General features: G+C 63.6%; 13 protein-coding genes. 10 read left to right on the top strand and 3 right to left on the bottom strand.

Going from position 1 to position 17,715, the window contains the following annotated elements; translation table 11 throughout:
* Nucleotides 1-51 precede the first annotated feature (51 nt).
* Nucleotides 52-4,185 (bottom strand): EAL domain-containing protein, encoded by a 4,134-nt coding sequence (locus tag ABZE94_RS08180; protein ID WP_372875051.1) that lies wholly within the window; start codon nucleotides 4,183-4,185, stop codon nucleotides 52-54.
* A 423-nt stretch (nucleotides 4,186-4,608) separates the two neighbouring features.
* On the opposite strand from ABZE94_RS08180, the gene ettA reads away from it, so the two are divergent.
* The gene (gene ettA / locus ABZE94_RS08175; RefSeq protein WP_372875038.1) at nucleotides 4,609-6,273 is read left to right on the top strand and encodes an energy-dependent translational throttle protein EttA; all 1,665 of its coding nucleotides are present in this window, start codon (nucleotides 4,609-4,611) and stop codon (nucleotides 6,271-6,273) included.
* 501 nt (nucleotides 6,274-6,774) lie between these two features.
* Entirely contained in the window at nucleotides 6,775-8,130 is a 1,356-nt protein-coding gene (gene ltrA, locus ABZE94_RS08170; RefSeq protein ID WP_372875037.1) for a group II intron reverse transcriptase/maturase, read from the top strand.
* A 137-nt stretch (nucleotides 8,131-8,267) separates the two neighbouring features.
* Here ltrA and ABZE94_RS08165 read toward each other — a convergent pair whose 3' ends face one another.
* A complete protein-coding gene (locus ABZE94_RS08165; protein ID WP_372875036.1) occupies nucleotides 8,268-9,488 on the bottom strand; it encodes an RtcB family protein in 1,221 nt (406 codons plus the stop codon).
* 282 nt (nucleotides 9,489-9,770) lie between these two features.
* On the opposite strand from ABZE94_RS08165, the gene ABZE94_RS08160 reads away from it, so the two are divergent.
* The 3 genes from ABZE94_RS08160 to ABZE94_RS08150 all read left to right on the top strand — a co-directional run bounded on the left by ABZE94_RS08160 (nucleotide 9,771) and on the right by ABZE94_RS08150 (nucleotide 10,796).
* Nucleotides 9,771-10,091 (top strand): TraR/DksA family transcriptional regulator, encoded by a 321-nt coding sequence (locus ABZE94_RS08160; RefSeq protein WP_372875035.1) that lies wholly within the window; start codon nucleotides 9,771-9,773, stop codon nucleotides 10,089-10,091.
* Between the two features lie 234 nt (nucleotides 10,092-10,325).
* Nucleotides 10,326-10,532: a hypothetical protein gene (locus ABZE94_RS08155; RefSeq protein WP_372875034.1), complete on the top strand. Its 207-nt coding sequence runs from the start codon at nucleotides 10,326-10,328 to the stop codon at nucleotides 10,530-10,532.
* Between the two features lie 117 nt (nucleotides 10,533-10,649).
* Nucleotides 10,650-10,796, top strand: coding sequence for a hypothetical protein (locus tag ABZE94_RS08150; protein ID WP_372875033.1), 147 nt, complete (start codon nucleotides 10,650-10,652; stop codon nucleotides 10,794-10,796).
* 32 nt (nucleotides 10,797-10,828) lie between these two features.
* Here the strand turns inward: ABZE94_RS08150 and ABZE94_RS08145 are convergent, their stop codons facing one another.
* Nucleotides 10,829-12,472, bottom strand: a complete 1,644-nt coding sequence (locus tag ABZE94_RS08145) for a cation:proton antiporter (RefSeq protein ID WP_372875032.1) — start codon at nucleotides 12,470-12,472, stop codon at nucleotides 10,829-10,831.
* A 182-nt stretch (nucleotides 12,473-12,654) separates the two neighbouring features.
* Between ABZE94_RS08145 and ABZE94_RS08140 the strand changes: the two genes are divergently transcribed.
* From ABZE94_RS08140 to ABZE94_RS08120, 5 genes are all read left to right on the top strand, one after another.
* Nucleotides 12,655-15,111: a Lon protease family protein gene (locus ABZE94_RS08140; protein ID WP_372875031.1), complete on the top strand. Its 2,457-nt coding sequence runs from the start codon at nucleotides 12,655-12,657 to the stop codon at nucleotides 15,109-15,111.
* A 186-nt stretch (nucleotides 15,112-15,297) separates the two neighbouring features.
* Nucleotides 15,298-15,639: a hypothetical protein gene (locus ABZE94_RS08135; RefSeq protein WP_372875030.1), complete on the top strand. Its 342-nt coding sequence runs from the start codon at nucleotides 15,298-15,300 to the stop codon at nucleotides 15,637-15,639.
* A gap of 233 nt (nucleotides 15,640-15,872) precedes the next feature.
* The gene (locus ABZE94_RS08130; RefSeq protein ID WP_372875029.1) at nucleotides 15,873-16,370 is read left to right on the top strand and encodes a TIGR00645 family protein; all 498 of its coding nucleotides are present in this window, start codon (nucleotides 15,873-15,875) and stop codon (nucleotides 16,368-16,370) included.
* 312 nt (nucleotides 16,371-16,682) lie between these two features.
* The gene (locus tag ABZE94_RS08125) at nucleotides 16,683-16,982 is read left to right on the top strand and encodes a DUF6482 family protein (protein ID WP_372875028.1); all 300 of its coding nucleotides are present in this window, start codon (nucleotides 16,683-16,685) and stop codon (nucleotides 16,980-16,982) included.
* Between the two features lie 99 nt (nucleotides 16,983-17,081).
* Nucleotides 17,082-17,699 (top strand): FKBP-type peptidyl-prolyl cis-trans isomerase, encoded by a 618-nt coding sequence (locus ABZE94_RS08120; protein ID WP_372875027.1) that lies wholly within the window; start codon nucleotides 17,082-17,084, stop codon nucleotides 17,697-17,699.
* Nucleotides 17,700-17,715: the final 16 nt, after the last annotated feature.

Raw genomic sequence — 17,715 nt, 5'->3', positions numbered from 1 at the left:
CGCAGTCATGTGACGGACAAGTGGGGTTCATGTGCAAGGCAGCTTGCAGCGCTAGCTGAGCATAAACAGCGCGGCGCCACTGAACTGGGCGGCGAACTGGTGGGCGGGCATGGGCCGACCGAGCAGGTAGCCCTGGACCTCGTCGCAATCGTGGATGCGCAGGAAGTCCAGTTGCGCCTGGGTTTCCACGCCTTCGGCGATTACCGAAAGGTTCAGGCTGTGGGCCATGGCGATGATGGCGCGGGCGATCTGCGCGTCCTGTTCGCCTTCGGGCACGCCGTCGACGAAGCTGCGGTCGATCTTCAGCACGTCGATGGGAAACTGCTTGAGGTAGTTGAGCGACGAATAGCCGGTGCCGAAGTCGTCGATGGCGATGCACAGGCCAAGACTTTTCAGGTCGTTGAGGGTGCACAGGGCGCTCGCCACATCCTGCATCAGGATGCTTTCGGTCAGCTCCAGCTCCACGCAAGCCGGGGCAACGCCACTGTCTTCGAGGATCGCGGCGATGCGCTGAGCCAGCGCGCCTTCGGTGAACTGCCGGGCCGACAGGTTGACCGAGATCTTCGGCACGCGGATCTTCGCTGCGTGCCAGCTCTTCAGCTGGCGGCAGGACTCGGCCAGGACCCAGTCGCCGACCTGCACCACCAGGCCGATCTCTTCCAGTACCGGGATGAAGTCATCCGGTGGCACCAGGCCACGCACGGGATGCTGCCAGCGCAGCAGGGCTTCGACGCCGGTCAGGCGCTGGCCGTTGCCGGAGAACTGCGGCTGGTAGTAAAGAACGAACTCGTGCTGTTCGAGGGCGTGGCGCAGGTCCCGTTCCAGTTCCAGGCGCTCCAGGGCGCTGGCGTTCATGTCCGCCTGATAGAACTGGAAGTTGTTCTTGCCGTGTTCCTTGGCGTGGTACATCGCCGTGTCGGCGTTCTTCATCAGCTGGCTCAGTTCGTTGCCGTCCTGCGGACTGAGGGCGATGCCGATGCTGGCGGTGACGAAGAATTCGCGACCTTCGAGGACGAAGGGCTGGGCCAGGCAGGCAAGAATCTGCTCGGCGACATGAATCGCCCGGTTCAGTGCACCCTCGCGAATGGCAACCGGCTGCAGCAACAGGGTGAATTCGTCGCCGCCCATGCGCGCCACGGTATCGTCGCCGTCTACGCAGGCCTCCAGGCGCACCGCCACGTCCTTGAGCATGCGGTCGCCGGCGGCATGACCCAGGGAGTCGTTAATCGGTTTGAAGCGGTCGAGATCGAGGAACATCAGCACCACCCATTCCTGATGCCGTTCACCGTGCTGCAGGGCGGTGTGCAGGCGATCCTGGAACAGCGTGCGGTTGGGCAACAGGGTCAGGGCATCGTAGTAGGCCAGGCGATGGATGCGCTGTTCGCTGGCCTTGCGCTCGCTGATGTCGCTGAAGAAGCACACGTAGCTGACCAGGTCGCCATCTTCGTCCTGTACGGCGGTGATCCCGACCCAGGCCGGGAAACTTTCGCCGTCGCGGCGCTTGAGCCAGATTTCGCCTTCCCAGCTGCCGCGCTGATTGAGTTGACTGAGGACGTAATGCAGGTGGCTGGCCTGCTGGCGGTCGGCGGTGAGCATGCCCGGCAACTGGTCGAGGACCTGGGCCGAGGAATAACCGCTGACCCGACTGAAGGCCTTGTTGACCTGGACGATGTAGCCGGCCGGATCGGTGACCAGAATCGCCGAGGTGGAATGCTCGAATACCGTGGCGGCCATGCGCAGGTCTTTTTCCGAGCGGCGCTGCTGGCTGACGTCGCGGCCGACGCCGAGCAGGCCTTCGAAGTGGCTGTTCTCATCCCACATCGGTACCAGGCGCAACTCGACCGGGATTTTCCGCCCATCGGCGCGCAGGCAGTCGAAGATGAACAGTTGCGGCTGGAACTGCTTGCGCAGCTCGATCATGCGTAGCGGGCTGCCGAGCGCGCCGCGCACCCTATCGAGCAAGATCGACAGGCCGGCCAGTTGCTGCGGGTTGGCGGCCAGGCTGTGGAGGTTGTTGGCCAGGAACCATGCCGGTCGATGGCCGAGCACCGGTTCCACCGAGGGGCTGACGTAGTTGAGGTGCAGGCCGTTGTCGGTGGAGAAGATCACGTCGCTGGTGCCCTCCGCCAGCAGCCGGTAACGCTGTTCGCTGTTGCGCAGCGATTCGCTGCTTTCGATCTGCTCGGTGATGTCCTTGGCCACCCCGATCAGGCGACTGACCCGGCCGCGGGTGTCGCGGGCCAGGGCCTGCTCGCGGATGCTGAACCAGCGCCAGTTACCGTTGCGGTGGCGCCCGCGCAGTTGCGATTCGAGCAGGACGTCGTTGCCGATTACCTGCTGCAGGCTGCGGATGCGCCAGTAATAGTCGCTGTCGTCGGGGTGCAGGATGTGCTCCCAGAAGCGCTCGCCGAGGGCGCTCAGCTCGATCGTGCTGTAACCCAGTTGCAGACCCAGGTGGTGGTTACTGAACAGCACGCGCTTGTTCGACAGGTCATGCACGTAGAGGGTGTCGGGTACCGCGCGTACCACATCCGACCAGAAGCGCTCGCGCTCGATCAACGACAGTTCGATGCGCTTGCGGCTGGTGATGTCGCTGATGCTCAGGGTCACCGCATTCAGTTCTTGGGTGCTGTCCGGCAGGTGCAGCACCAGCCACAGGTGACGCTCGTGGCCTTGCGGGGTGCTGATGCGCCGCTCCAGTTCGAGCTGGCCGGCGCCTTCGAGCAGGGCGCTGAGCAGCTGCACGCGAAAGCCCTCGGCGCGCAGCGGGCCGCTGTCGATCAGGTGCTGCCAGGCTTGCTCGGTGGAGTCGACGCCGAGCAGGCGCAGGGCCACCTGATTGGTCTCGGTGAAGCGCATCAGCTGCAGCAGTTCAGCATGCCGCGGCGGATTGGCCTGCAGCCAGAGTCGCAGGCTCGCGCTGTCATGCACCTGCTGCTGGTGCAGGTAATCCGGCAGCGCGGCCAGGTCCAGTACGCAGAGCGCGGTGCCGGTGCCTTCGAAGATATCCTGGTAGCGCCGGCGGGTTTCCTGCAGCACGCGAGTGGCATGCTGCTGTTCGGTGACGTCGCGCAGCACCCAGACAGCGCCCAGGCGCCTCGCGGTTTCGCCGAGGCTACTGCGGCTGATGGCGAACAGGCGGTTCATGCCGTCCTGCTTGATCTCGACCAGCTCGGGTTCAAGCTCGTTAGGCGCGCTGGTGTCCTGTAGTCGCTGCGGATCGAGGTGCGGCAGCAGTTGCAGCAGGTGCCAGTTATGCGCCTCGCTGCTGCGTAAACCGAACAATTTCTCGGCCTGGGGATTGAGGTAGCTCAGTTGGCCATTGCTGTCGGTGACCAGCACGCGCTCCTCGATGGCCCCCAGCGCGCTGGCCGCTTGGCGCCGCGAGGCCGCACTGAGTTCATGCAGGCTGCGCTGTTCGCGCAGCAGGCGGTACAGGGCGAGCAGGGTCAGTACGGTGCAGAGTGTGAACAGCAGGAATTTGCTGGTCAGCCCGGATAGCAGTTGGGCGCGGGCACTGCGCTCGTCGAACAGGGCGCGCAGTTGCCAGTCGCTGCCTGTGAGCGGGGTCAGGAGAATGCTCTGCTGCAGATCGGTCGCGCTTATCGGCGCAGCTCCCGAGTCGTCGGCGACAGCGTCGCCCTGCTGGCTGGCCATCGTGCGTTGTGCCTGGTGGTCTTCCAACTGCCAGCGATAGCGACTCTGGTGGTGTTGATACAGCCAGTTGCGCAATGTTTCCGCGCTCAGGCGCAAGGCCCAGTAACCGCTCGGGTTGCTGCCCTGATTCTGCCGCAGCAGCAGGTAGATCGGGCCGCCTTCGCGGGGGCTGGAGGCGTAGTAATAAGCCGCCCCCTTGCTGCGCCGGATCAGGTCGGGCAACGAGAGGCTGTCATCCGCCTGGGGTTGGCTGTCTGCCAGGATATCGCCGTGCGGGCCAAGCCAGGCCAGGCCGCGCAGGCTGCTGAAAACCCCTCGCAGGCCATGCAGCAGGTTCTCGTCGATCGCGCCTGGGCCTGGCGCCGAGGCGTTCTGTTGCAGCATCGCCATGCCGGCCTGGGCCTTCAGCTCCATGCTCAGGCTGAGGTGGTTGGCCAGTTGTGCACTGAATTCATGGTTGAGCTGGCGCTGGCTGTCGAGCAACTGCCGCGACTCCACCTGCAGTTGCCACAGCAACAACGCCAGCATGCCCAGCACCAGTGCAACCAGCGCACCCTTGATCGAGCTGCGCCGGAGGGGCGTCAGCGGTTCGCCTGGTGCGTGCGGTAACGACGGTGATGTGGGGCTCGGCACTTGATAACGATCCTGCAATTACGGCTCGATGAAAGCAGGGCGGCCCTGTCTCTTCTTGATAAATGGCGCGCGCGGGGGCGCTAGCATGCCATAACCGTGGCGAAGTGCCAGTCCCGCCGACGAGCGTCGTTTGCCCTGCACGGCGCATTCCGGTAGCTTTGGCCGCACGTGCGCGGGACTGTTGCAGGCGATTTTGAGGCACCGGCTGGCGGCTGCTGTAGGGCTTATCGCCTGACAGATGCCGTCACCCATGGCCCTGCGTTTGCCGTACGGTCCGCAGCCATTTTTCAGTTGTCTGTCTTAGAACCAAGGTAATTCATGGCCCAATACGTCTACACCATGCACCGGCTGAGCAAAGTAGTGCCGCCGAAGCGGGAAATCCTCAAGAACATTTCCCTGTCGTTTTTCCCTGGCGCCAAGATTGGCGTGCTCGGCCTCAACGGTTCGGGCAAATCCACCCTGTTGAAAATCATGGCCGGCCTCGACAGCGAATTCGACGGCGAAGCCCGTCCGATGCCCGAGCTTAATGTCGGTTACCTGCCGCAGGAACCGCAGCTCGATCCGAACAAGACCGTGCGCGAAGTGGTCGAAGAGGCCGTCAGCCAGATCAAGGACGCCCAGGCGCGCCTCGATCAGGTCTACGCCGCCTATGCCGAGCCGGATGCCGATTTCGACAAGCTGGCCGCCGAACAGGCCAAGCTCGAAGCCATCCTCCAGGCCAGCGACGGCCACAACCTCGAGCGCCAGCTGGAAGTCGCGGCCGATGCCCTGCGTCTGCCGGCCTGGGATGCCAAGGTCGCCGTGTTGTCCGGCGGTGAGAAGCGCCGGGTGGCGTTGTGCCGCCTGCTGCTGTCGGCCCCGGATATGCTGCTGCTCGATGAGCCGACCAACCACCTGGACGCCGATTCGGTGGCCTGGCTGGAGCATTTCCTCCACGACTTCTCGGGTACCGTGGTGGCGATCACCCACGACCGTTACTTCCTCGATAACGTCGCCGGCTGGATTCTCGAACTGGACCGCGGCGCCGGCATTCCCTACGAGGGCAACTACTCCGGCTGGCTGGAAGCCAAATCCAACCGCCTGGCCCAGGAATCCAAGCAGCAGTCGGCCCACGAGAAGGCCATGAAGGAAGAACTGGAGTGGGTGCGCAAAGGCGCCAAGGCCCGCCAGTCGAAATCCAAGGCGCGCCTGCAACGCTTCGAGGAACTGCAGTCGCAGGAATTCCAGAAGCGCAGCGAAACCAACGAGATCTATATTCCGGCCGGCCCGCGCCTGGGTGACAAAGTCATCGACTTCGTCAACGTCAGCAAGGGTTATGGCGACCGTGCGCTGATCGACAACCTGTCGTTCAGCATGCCCAAGGGCGCCATAGTCGGGGTGATCGGTGGCAACGGCGCCGGCAAATCGACCCTGTTCCGCATGCTGATGGGCAAGGAGCAGCCGGACTCGGGCAGTATCGAGATCGGCGACACCGTGCAGCTTGCTTGTGTGGATCAGAGTCGCGACGACCTCGACGGCAGCAAGTCGGTGTTCGAGATGATTTCCAACGGCTCCGACCAGATCCGCATCGGCAACTACGAGATTCCCTCGCGCACCTATGTCGGCCGCTTCAACTTCAAGGGCGGCGACCAGCAGAAGTTCGTCAAGGATCTGTCCGGCGGCGAGCGCGGTCGCCTGCACCTGGCCCTGACCCTCAAGGAAGGCGCCAACGTCCTGCTGCTCGACGAACCGTCCAACGACCTCGACGTGGAAACCCTGCGTTCGCTGGAGGAAGCGCTGCTCGACTTCCCCGGCGCGGCCATCGTCATCTCTCACGATCGCTGGTTCCTCGACCGCGTCGCCACCCACATCCTGGCGTACGAGGACGATTCGCACATCGAGTTCTTCGAGGGCAACTACACCGAGTACGAAGCCGACCGCAAGAAGCGCCTCGGCGACGCCGCCTCCCAGCCACACCGAGTGCGCCACAAGAAACTGGCGTAGTCAGTGCCACGCTAGCGACATGCAACGGAGCCCTCGGGCTCCGTTTTTTTTGATGCGCCCGGCAGGGCGCACTCACTCGGAGGTGAAAGTCCTCTACACACCCGGCAAGGGGAAGTGTTAGCCAGAGGCAAGGGTGTCGCGGGTGACTGCGAATCTGAAGGAAGCCCGAGGCAAAGCGCTGGCCTGACGAACAGGAAGCGGATACGAGGCGACGCATCGGGGTAAGGCAGCCAAAAAGGCCAAAGCCCGATACTTGCACAGAACGATGCGGCGTATATCCGACAGGCATAAGCGTGAAGGTGGGTGCGTCATACCCGGGGAGATCTGTACGGCTGCCACAGTGCTACTGACGTCGCGAGGCGTGAGGAGGGCCGTACAGAAGTCAGCAGAGGCCATAGTAGGTGCGGTTTTACCGAAGGGCCGAACATGAGTGACCGCGATTAGGACGGCAGAGACTCGATGCAAGCCGATGAGACACAAGTGCGTGGAATAAGCGCAGCCATGACAGCAGAACCGGGGCGGAACTCCGGGGGCAATGATCGTGGTGTCGATGGTTTCACGGCGGCTGCCGGGAAAACGAAAGCGGGGGAACCATCGCTGATGGAAGCGGTGGCGGATCGAGATAACCTGTGGCTGGCGTATCGAAAAGTGGTCGGCAACCGAGGCGCACCGGGAGTCGATGGACTCCCGGTCGAGCGGTTCGCTGAGTGGCTGAAGATACACTGGCCAAGCGTTAAGGCAGCGTTGATAAACGGGCAGTACCTACCGCAGGCGATACGCGCAGTAGACATACCCAAGCCTGCGGGCGGGGTACGCACGCTGGGTATCCCGACGGTTCTGGACCGCCTGATCCAGCAAGCGCTGCTGCAGATACTCCAATCGATCTTCGAGCCGAGCTTCTCCGAATCCAGCTACGGCTTCAGGCCGGGGCGCAGCGCCCAACAGGCGGTTCTTGCGGCACAGCAGTACCTGCAGGAGGGCCGCCGCTGGGTGGTGGATATCGATCTGGAGAAGTTCTTCGACCGGGTGAATCACGACATCCTGATGTCGCGGATTGCCCGGCGGGTAACGGATGCGCGCGTGCTCAAGCTGATCCGGCGCTATCTGGAAGCGGGCTTGATGCGTGACGGGCTTGTCGCCCAGCGCCGAGAGGGCACACCGCAAGGTGGGCCGCTCTCGCCGTTGCTGTCGAACATTCTGCTCACCGATTGGGATCGCGAACTTGAACGACGTGGCCATGCCTTCTGCCGTTACGCGGACGACTGCAACATCTACGTGCGCAGCAAGGCGGCAGGCGAGCACCTGTTGAAGCAGATGAAGGGGTTCCTTGCGGAGCGCCTGAAGCTGCAAATCAACGGGGCCAAAAGTGCCTGCGCCAAGCCGTCAACTCGCAAGTTCTTGGGCTATAGCCTGACGGCCCAGCGTCAGGCTCGGCTGCGTATCGCGGCGCAAAGCCTGCAACGGCTAACGGCACGGGTGAAGGAGCTGCTACGCCAAGGACGAGGAAGAAGTCTGACTCATACCATCGAGATACTGAATCCGGTGCTTCGAGGGTGGATCGGCTACTTCCAGTACACGCAGACCAAGAACGCACTGGAGAATCTGGACGGTTGGCTGAGACGAAGACTGCGCTGCCTGCTCTGGCGGCAAGCAAAGCATCGTCAAGGCCGAACAACAATGCTGCGTCGGCAGCGGCTGACGGAAGATCGTGCCTGGCGCTCGGCCCGAAACGGACAAGGTCCGTGGTGGAACTCGGGTGCATCACACATGAATGCGGCCTTCCCGAAACGCTTCTTCGACGCCTTGGGCTTGATCTCGCTGCTGGATACCCAGCGGCGCCTTCAGCGTCACCCATGAACCGCCGTATGCGGAACCGCACGTACGGTGGTGTGAGAGGGCGGCGGGAGTAATCCCGCTCCCTACTCGATATGCTTCCCACGCGGCGCGGCTGCTCTTGGCGGACCGACCCGGCGCAATGCTTTGGCTGGTCGAACTCAGCCCTTGACGCAGACTACCTGGCGCAGGGTGTGCACCACTTCCACCAGCTCGCTCTGGGCGGCCATTACCGCGTCGATGTCCTTGTAGGCCATGGGAATTTCATCGATCACCGCCTTGTCCTTGCGGCATTCGACATGGGCCGTGGCGCGCACCTGATCCGCGACCGTGAAGCTCCGCTTGGCCTGGGTGCGGCTCATGATCCGTCCGGCTCCGTGGCTGCAGGAACTGAACGCCTCCGGGTTGCCCAGGCCGCGGACGATAAAGCTTTTGGCGCCCATCGAGCCGGGGATGATGCCCAGCTCACCTTGCCGCGCCGATAACGCGCCCTTGCGGGTGACCAGCACCTCCCGGCCGAAGTGCTGTTCGCGCTGCACATAGTTGTGGTGACAGTTCACCGCCTCCAGGCTGGCCGCGAAGGGTCTGCCGAGCGCGCGCTGCGCCGCGGCGATCACCGCCTGCATCATCAGCGCGCGGTTCTGTCGGGCGAAGTCCTGGGCCCAGCCGACCGCCTCCACGTAGTCGGCGAAGTGGCGGCTGCCTTCCTCGAAGTAGGCCAGGTCCTTGTTCGGTAGGTTGGCCAGGTGCTGGCGCATGTCGGCCTGGGCCAGTTCGATGAACAGCGTGCCGATGGCATTGCCCACCCCGCGCGAGCCGCTGTGCAGCATGAACCACACTTGGTCATGCTCGTCCAGGCAGACCTCGATGAAGTGGTTGCCGCCGCCCAGGGTGCCCAGATGAACGCGGTTGTTGGTCTTCTCCAGGCGCGGGTACTTCTCGGTGATCGCCTCGAAGCGCCCGGCCAGCGCCTTCCAGGCCTGGTCCGCGGCGGCCGGCACGCGCTCCCAGGCGCCCTGGTCGTGACGGCCGAAGGTCTTGCCGTGGGGCACGGCCTGCTCGATGGCGTTGCGCAGGCCGTGCAGGTTGTCCGGCAGGTCGCCGGCCTGCAGCGAGGTGCGCACGGCGATCATGCCGCAGCCGATATCCACGCCCACGGCGGCCGGGATGATGGCGCCGATGGTGGGGATCACGCTGCCGATGGTCGAGCCCTTGCCCAGGTGTACGTCCGGCATCACCGCCAGGTGCTTGAAGATGAACGGCAGTTGCGCCGTATCGAGCAGTTGCTGGCGGGCCTGGGCTTCGACCGGCACGCCCTGGGTCCAGAGCTTGATCGGTTTGCCGTTGGCGGCCTGGAGAATCTGCGGTGAGCTGTGTTTCATGGGATTTGCGGCCTTGCCCATTGTTCTGGCGCTACTGAATCAGCATGCACCCATTCGCCGCCCCGGCCAACGGGCGGAAGCTGCTGTGGCCCGCCAGGCACAGGCTCCTGGCACAAGTTTTCGCCGGCGATTATGCAGACTGTGCGACAGCGTCCACACTTAATAGACCGTTTAACACCTTTGCGAGCCGGCCGGCGGCAGGTGCAACGCCTTGCCTTGTGCCTCGCGGGGAGTTGTCGTGCCCGCGCGTTGTTTCATCGCTGACCACCGAGGAGTATGTCCATGCCTGCTTTCGATCCCCAAGTGGCACTCGATGCCCTGTTCGCCGAATACAGTGCGCGGGCCAGTGCGATTAGCCAGGACTTGGCCCGCAGTCACTCGCCGGATTTTGCCGAACAGGCCCTGCAACGGCAAAACGATGAGGTGCTGGAAGCCCTGCTGGCCGAAGCCAAGAAGGGCATGCGTCAGGTGGGCATGGCCAAGCTGAGGCTGGCCGACGGCACCTATGGCGACTGCCTGCGTTGCGGCGAACCGATCGAGCCGGCGCGTTTGCAGGTGTTGCCGGCCACCGAGTACTGCCTGCGTTGTGCCGATCTGCAATAAAGTCCCGTCCCTGGCAAGCCATGCCCGGAACTGGGAAATTGTGAACTAACTCTCGCCTACCTCGACCGCCTCCAAGCGCCCACTGCTGACGTTGCGCACACCTGGATCAGAGCCTAAAAAAACCACACGGTCAGGTGTGGCTGCTGGTGAAAGCCGTGCATGCACGGGAACCGGAGTAGACCCTAGCGGAGCAGGCCATGGAGGCGCGGACAATGCCTGGCTGCAGCCACCGTGATGGCCAGCGAGCGCATCAGCCTGCTGGCGCGCAATGCCGAGGAGCAGCGGCAACTGGCGGCCGTCTACAAACGCGCCGCCGACGGTCGTCGCCCGCGCGAGCTGGTCGGCCAGAGCGCCCAGCTCGCTTACAGTTGGCCGGGCAACGTGCGTGAGCTCGAGCATCTGATTGGCCGCGCCGTGCTCAAGGCCATGGCCGGGCATTAGGAGCGCCCGCGCATCGTCACCCTCGAACCACACAACCTGGATCTGGAGGCGCAAGCGCTCGAACCCTTGTCGAGTGCACCAGCGCAAGCGGCTCCCCTAGGCCGCCCCGACGCCAGCATGAAGACACTGATGGGCGAGTACCAGAAGCACTTGATCAACGAATCGCTGGCCCGCAATCAGGACAAGTGGGCGGATGTTGCCCGGGACCTGGGTATCGATCATGCCAACCTGAACCGCCTGGCCAAGCGTCTCGGTCTCTTCTGAGGCTAGCTGCGCGGAATCGCTGCCTGGCTGCCTTAGCTGGGCATGTTTTCGGCGATCTCCTCCAATAGTCGCCGGGCGGCGAATTCCGCGGCATCGGTATAGGGCCTCAGCACGCTGGCGGCACCTGCGTGGTGGAACGCTTCGGCATCGCCCTCGCGAAAGGCGCTGAGGGTTATCTGGCCGCCGAAGGACAGGCGGCGAACGCCTCTGAGCAGAATCGCATTGACCTCACGCTGGGGGATGGTACTGACCAGCGCGCGTGCCTGCTGCAGCGGTAGGTGGGCCAGGAAGTCGACATCTTCGGCGTCGCCGTAGCAGACGTTGAGCTCGGCCTGGCGCGCCTGGAGCAGCGCTTCCGGGTCGAAGTCGACTCCCAGAACGCGCATTCCGCCGAGTTCGAGCTGTTTGGCAAGTTGCTGGCCATAACGACCCATGCCGTAGATGATGACGTCCGGTTGTGCGTCGCCCTGTGGATTGTCCACGGCATTTTCGCGGTGCGCGATATGTCGCTCGAACAGGCCGAGCCAGGGTGCCAGGCGGGCAAACAGCGGCTGGGCGTAGAGAATCATGTAGGTCGACAGGGTGATGGTGATCAGGCCGACCAGGGTGGTCAGGCCCAGGGCGTCCTGGCCGACGTGGCCGAGGCCGATGCCCATGGCGACGAAGATGATCGAGAATTCGCTGATCTGCGCCACGGTCAGCCCGGCCATGAAGCCGGTACGTTTGCGATAGCCCATCCAGCCCATGATGGCCATGACGATCAGCGGGTTACCGATCAGGACAAACAGCGACAACAGCAGGGCGCTGCCGATCTGCCCGTGGATATGGGCGAAATCCAGCTGCAGGCCTAGGTGCAGGAAGAAGAACAGCAGGAGAAAGTCGCGCAGGCTGGTCAGGCGGCTGGCCAGTGCTTCACGCAGCGGCGTCGAGGCCAGGGAGAAACCGGCGAGAAAAGCGCCGATTTCCTTGGACAGTCCCAGCGAGTCGGCGCCGCCGGCCAACAGGGTGCCCCAGGCGATCGCGATCAGCATCAGCAGTTCCGGCGAGCTGGCCATGATCGTCAGCAGGCGCGGCAGGGCGAAACGCATCAGCAGATACAGCGCGATCAGGCTGCCGAGCAGGGTGCCCACCAGGGCCAGCGGATGCAGGCCGCTGTGCTCCTCGTTGCCGGGTTGGTAGAGGTTGAGGCCGAGCATCGCCAGGACCACGGCGATGTCCTGGACGATCAGAAAGCCCATGGCGATGCGCCCGTGCAGGGAGTCGATCTCGCCCTTGTCGGACAGCAGCTTGACGATGATGATGGTGCTGGAGAAGGTCAGTGCCACCGCCACATAGAGAGCCGTCAGCCACTCCAGGCCAAGCAGCCTGCACAGCAGGAAGCCGAAGAAGATGGTGAAGGTCAGTTGGCCCAGCCCCGTGGCCAGGGCGACCGGGCCGAGGGTACGGACCAGGCGCATGTCCAGCTTGAGGCCGACCACGAACAGCAGCACGGTGATACCGATCTCGGCGAGCAGTTCCAATGGGGCATTCTCGCTGCTCAGCCCCAGCACGGCCGGGCCGGCCATGATGCCGACCAGGATGTAGGCGATGATCAGCGGCTGGCGCAGCTTGACTGCAACGCTGCCGAGCAGGGCGGACAGGGCCAGCAGCACGGCCACTTCCTGAAACAGGCTCATGGGTTGGGTTCCTCGGATGACCAAGCCACTCTAGAGCATAGCGGCGCCTTTCCGCTTGCCTGGAATCAACCATACGGCTTGTGGATGACGGCCGATGCGGCCATGATTTCCATAGGTCTGTTGCCGTTTCAGCGCGGTCGCGATGAAATGGCAACAGACCCTACCTCGTTCAAGGATTACCAATGCCAGACTCCGTTGCAGCCCACTTGCGGCTGGCACCTGAAGCACTTACCCGTCCGTTCGCCCCCGAGCAGTTCGCCTTCACCAACACCGATGACCTGGAACCATTTCGCGGTGTGCTGGGCCAGGAGCGGGCGGTCGAAGCGCTGCAGTTCGGCGTGGCGATGCCGCGTCCCGGTTACAACGTATTCGTCATGGGCGAACCCGGTACCGGGCGTTTCTCGTTCGTCAAACGCTACCTCAAGGCCGAAGCCAAGCGCCTGGCGACCCCGTCGGATCACGTCTACGTCAATCATTTCGACGAGCCGCGCGAACCGCGCGCGCTGGAGCTGCCGGCGGGGAGCGCCGGGGCGTTCATCGCCGACATCAACCAGCTGATCGACAACCTGCTGGCGACCTTCCCGGCGGTCTTCGAGCACCCATCCTATCAGCAGAAGAAGAGCGCCATCGACCGCGCCTTCAACAAGCGCTACGACCAGGCGCTCGATGTGATCGAGAAGCTGGCCCTGGAAAAGAACGTGGCGCTGTACCGCGACAGCAGCAACATCGCCTTCACCCCGATGCTCGAGGGCAAGGCGCTGGACGAGGCCGAGTTCGCCCAGTTGCCGGAAGCCGAGCGCGAGCGCTTCCATCTCGACATCTCCACCCTGGAAGAACGGCTCAACGAAGAACTGGCCAGCCTGCCGCAGTGGAAGCGCGAGTCGAGCAACCAGCTGCGCCAGCTCAATGAAGAAACCATCACCCTGGCATTGCAGCCGCTGCTGACGCCGCTGTCGGAGAAGTACGCGGAAAATGCCGGCGTCTGCGCCTATCTGCAGGCGGTGCAGGTCAACCTGCTGAAGACCGTGATCGACCAGTTGGTCGAGGTGGAAAAGGCCGATGCGCAGACCCGCAAGCTGCTCGAAGAGCAGTACTGCCCGAGCCTGGTGGTCGGTCATCATGAGCAGGGCGGCGCACCCGTGGTATTCGAGTCGCACCCGACCTACGACAACCTGTTCGGTCGCATCGAGTACAACGCCGACCAGGGCGCCCTCTACACCAGCTACCGGCAACTGCGTCCCGGCGCCTTGCACCGGGCCAACGGCGGCTTTCTGATTCTCGAAGCGGAGAAGATGCTCGGCGAGCCGTTCGTCTGGGATGCGCTCAAGCGCGCGCTGCATTCGCGCCAGCTGAAGATGGAGTCGCCGCTCGGCGACCTCGGCCGCATCGCCACCGTGACCCTCAATCCGCAGGTCATCCCCTTGCAGGTCAAAGTCATCATCATCGGCGCCCGCCAGCTGTATTACGCGCTGCAGGATCATGATCCGGACTTCCAGGAAATGTTCCGCGTGCTGGTCGACTTCGACGAGGACATTCCCCTGGCCAATGAGAGCCTGGAGCAGTTTGCCCAGTTGATAAAGACCCGCACCATGGAAGAAGGCATGGCGCCGCTGACGGCGGCGGCGGTGGCGCGTCTGGCGACCTTCAGTGCGCGCCTGGCCGAGCACCAGGGGCGCCTGTCGGCGCGGATCGGCGATCTGTTCCAGTTGGTCAGCGAGGCCGACTTCATCCGCCAGCTGGCCAATGAGACGGTCACCGACGCCGGCCATATCGAGCGCGCGCTGAAAGCCAAGGCGACCCGTACCGGCCGCGTGTCGGCGCGGATCATCGACGACATGCTGGCGGGGGTCATTCTCATCGATACCGCCGGTGCGGCTGTCGGCAAGTGCAACGGCCTGACCGTGCTGGAGGTCGGCGACTCGGCCTTCGGCGTGCCGGCGCGGATTTCCGCCACCGTCTACCCCGGCGGTTCGGGCATCGTCGACATCGAGCGCGAGGTCAACCTCGGCCAGCCGATCCACTCCAAGGGCGTGATGATCCTCACCGGCTACCTGGGTAGCCGCTATGCCCAGGAGTTTCCCCTGGAGATTTCCGCAAGCATCGCCCTGGAGCAATCCTATGGTTATGTCGACGGCGACAGCGCCTCGCTGGGCGAGGTCTGCACGCTGATTTCCGCCTTGTCGCGCCGTCCGCTCAAGCAGTGTTTCGCCATCACCGGTTCGATCAACCAGTTCGGCGAGGTGCAGGCGGTCGGCGGTGCCAACGAAAAGATCGAAGGCTTCTTCCGCCTGTGCGAGGCGCGTGGCCTGACCGGCGAGCAGGGCGCGATCATTCCGCACTCCAACGTCGCCACCCTGATGCTCGACGAGCGGGTGCTGCAGGCGGTGCGGGCCGGGACGTTCCATGTCTACGCGGTGCGCCAGGTCGACGAGGCGTTGAGCCTGCTGGTCGGCGAAGATGCCGGTACGCCCAACGCCGAAGGTCAGTTTCCGCCGGGCAGCGTCAATGCTCGGGTGGTCGAGCGCTTGCGCGAGATCGCCGAAATCGGCATGGCCGAGGACGACAAGGAGGTGAAGACCGAAGTGCTGGTGGCACTGGCCAAGGAGAAGAAGCCGCGCGCGAAGAAGCCGGCCGCCTGAGGCCATCATCCGCTGCCAGGCCGGCGGCGGGCACTGCCGCAGGCAGGATGGGGCGGTACTGCGGCGCGGCCCTGCCGGCAGCGATTTCATCCACACAGTTATCCACAGATGTCGGGCTGACGGGCGGCTTTCCTGGCCGCCTGTGCGGGTGTAGGCTGAAGGCCTGATCACATGAGGGCCGCCGCCATGCCGCGCAGCCTCTGTCTCACCCGTCAATGTCTGGGCCTGGTTACCCGTATCGAGTGCGTGGTATTGCCACTGGCCGGCGATCGGGGGCTCTGGACATTGATCTGTGCCGCCGGCCTGTCTGGTGCCCAACCTTCTGCCATCAAGGCGCAAGGCCCATTCTGCGGGCCTGTTGTGGCCGAAGGGGTGCTCGTCGGGATCGCCGAAAGCCTGCTTGCCCAGGGTTACGACGAATGCTCCGAGTTGCCGATCTGGCGTCTGCACATCCAGGCCGAGTTGCGCCGCCTGAATGGCGCTCGTCATGGTCACCAGGGCAGTTTCCAGTTCCAGCCGGATAACTGAGTTCGATCTGATCGTCTTTTGCGCAGCCGCCAGCAAGGCCGGTCGTAGCTGGCGTAGCGGCTTTAATCCCAAGTATGCCCACAAGGTTATCCACAGTTGCTGGGGATAAGCGCAATGGCGCGACTGTTACTTGCGTGTTTGTCTGCCTGCACCTTTGTCTAGCTTGCGCCTTTGTCTGAAGGGGTACGCTGGGTATACTCGCCAGCAGCTTTATTGGCCACTTGCGAGACCCCATGGAACGCTTTATCGAGAACACGATGTACGCCTCGCGCTGGTTGCTGGCGCCAATTTACTTCGGGCTATCGTTGGCAGTGCTGGCGCTGTCGATCAAGTTCTTTCAAGAGGTCTACCACATCCTGCCGGACATCTTCGCCCTGAGCGAAGCGGATCTGATCCTGCGCCTGCTGTCGTTGATCGACATGGCCCTGGTCGGCGGCTTGCTGGTGATGGTGATGCTGTCGGGCTATGAGAACTTCGTGTCCCAGTTGAACATCAACGAGGGCACCGAAAAGCTCAGCTGGCTGGGCAAGATGGACTCCGGCTCGCTGAAGATGAAGGTGGCGGCCTCGATCGTGGCGATTTCATCGATCCATCTGCTCAAGGTGTTCATGGATGCCAAGAGTTATGAGGTCGCCTACCTCAAGTGGTACGTGATCATTCACCTGACCTTCGTCGGCTCGGCTTTCGCCATGGGCTATCTGGATAAGCTGACCAAATACCAGGCGGACTGAGAGGCTGTGAAAAACTCTCGCCTACTGTGACCGCCTCCCAACGCCCGCTGCGGCGTTGCGCTACACAAAAAACGGAGTCATTTAGCCCGCTAAACGCCCCTGTTTTTTGAGTGGCGCGCCTTGCTGCGATCGCCTGGAGCCGGCCTCGCGACGGCGCTCGATCTGTGCACAACCGCTGATCCCCGTCTGCGCCTGAGCCAGCGTCCGGCCGTTGCAAAGCGGACGGGTGCTGGCGTTTCTGTCTTGAGCGTCCCGGCTCTTCTGCAGCGACTATATTCTTATGGAGTCGAGTCGTTAGCGCGAGGTGGCCGCATGAACCTTCACGACCTTTCCAGTCATGCCCGCGCCGGGCATGTCGATGAGTTGAACCTCATCTCCCTCGAAGGGGGCAACTATTACCTGCTGGAAGCGCGCGTGAGCGGTCAGCCATTCACGCTGGAAGATGGCCATGGCCATCTCCTCCATCTGCGCTCGCTGGAGCATGCCCGCGAGGTGCTGCAGCCCTTGCCGCAACTGCCGTCGCTCCACCTGGTGCAGGCACAGGTGCATGACGAAATGTGCGGCATGCCCGATGATCCAGGGATAAAACCGGGGTCGACGTCATCGCACTGACAGCGGGGCCTGTCACCGCCCTGGGCATGGCGACGGTACGGCGGTCGGCGCAGCTGTGCTAGGCTGGTCGCCCTTTTTTCAGCCCAGCGGAGCCTTTGCATGTCCGAACTCAATCTTTCAACTGACGAAACCCGCGTCAGCTACGGCATCGGTCGTCAGCTTGGCGGCCAGCTGCGCGACAATCCGCCGCCCGGTGCGAGCCTGGAAGCCATCATCGCCGGCATCTCCGATGCGTACGCCGGGTTGCCGAGCCGCGTCAGCGAAGCCGATCTGACGGCCAGCTTCAAGGTGATCCGCGATGTCATGCAAGCCGACGCTCAGGCCAAGGCCGAAGCAGCGGCAGGGGCCGGTCTGGCCTTTCTCGCCGAGAACGCCAAGCGCGACGGCATCACCGTACTGGCCTCCGGCCTGCAATACGAAGTGCTGACTGCCGGCGAAGGCGCCCAACCTTCCCACGAAGACACCGTGCGTACCCATTACCACGGCACCCTGATCGACGGCAGCGTCTTCGACAGCTCCTACGAGCGCGGCCAGCCGGCCGAGTTCCCGGTGGGCGGCGTCATCGCCGGCTGGACCGAGGCCCTGCAGTTGATGAACTGCGGCAGCAAGTGGCGTCTCTATGTGCCGAGCGAACTGGCTTACGGCGAGCAGGGCGTCGGCAGCATCCCGCCGCACAGCGTGCTGGTGTTCGACATCGAGCTGCTGGAAGTTCTCTAAGCGCCGCTCGTCTGGG

It is taken from the genome of Pseudomonas sp., from assembly GCF_041601375.1.
In the GTDB taxonomy this organism is placed as follows: Bacteria; Pseudomonadota; Gammaproteobacteria; order Pseudomonadales; family Pseudomonadaceae; genus Aquipseudomonas.
This window is presented reverse-complemented; position numbering and strand designations above follow the sequence as displayed.

Excerpts from the sequence above, each read along its gene's own strand:
- ABZE94_RS08130 (WP_372875029.1), top strand. The coding sequence starts at position 15,873 with ATGGAACGCTTTATCGAGAACACGATGTACGCCTCGCGCTGGTTGCTG.
- ABZE94_RS08140 (WP_372875031.1), top strand. The coding sequence starts at position 12,655 with ATGCCAGACTCCGTTGCAGCCCACTTGCGGCTGGCACCTGAAGCACTT.
- ABZE94_RS08120 (WP_372875027.1), top strand. The coding sequence starts at position 17,082 with ATGTCCGAACTCAATCTTTCAACTGACGAAACCCGCGTCAGCTACGGC.
- ettA (WP_372875038.1), top strand. The coding sequence starts at position 4,609 with ATGGCCCAATACGTCTACACCATGCACCGGCTGAGCAAAGTAGTGCCG.
- ABZE94_RS08145 (WP_372875032.1), bottom strand. The coding sequence starts at position 12,472 with ATGAGCCTGTTTCAGGAAGTGGCCGTGCTGCTGGCCCTGTCCGCCCTG.
- ABZE94_RS08150 (WP_372875033.1), top strand. The coding sequence starts at position 10,650 with ATGAAGACACTGATGGGCGAGTACCAGAAGCACTTGATCAACGAATCG.
- ABZE94_RS08165 (WP_372875036.1), bottom strand. The coding sequence starts at position 9,488 with ATGAAACACAGCTCACCGCAGATTCTCCAGGCCGCCAACGGCAAACCG.
- ABZE94_RS08180 (WP_372875051.1), bottom strand. The coding sequence starts at position 4,185 with ATGCTGGCGTTGTTGCTGTGGCAACTGCAGGTGGAGTCGCGGCAGTTG.
- ABZE94_RS08135 (WP_372875030.1), top strand. The coding sequence starts at position 15,298 with ATGCCGCGCAGCCTCTGTCTCACCCGTCAATGTCTGGGCCTGGTTACC.
- ABZE94_RS08125 (WP_372875028.1), top strand. The coding sequence starts at position 16,683 with ATGAACCTTCACGACCTTTCCAGTCATGCCCGCGCCGGGCATGTCGAT.
- ABZE94_RS08155 (WP_372875034.1), top strand. The coding sequence starts at position 10,326 with ATGGCCAGCGAGCGCATCAGCCTGCTGGCGCGCAATGCCGAGGAGCAG.
- ABZE94_RS08160 (WP_372875035.1), top strand. The coding sequence starts at position 9,771 with ATGCCTGCTTTCGATCCCCAAGTGGCACTCGATGCCCTGTTCGCCGAA.
- ltrA (WP_372875037.1), top strand. The coding sequence starts at position 6,775 with ATGACAGCAGAACCGGGGCGGAACTCCGGGGGCAATGATCGTGGTGTC.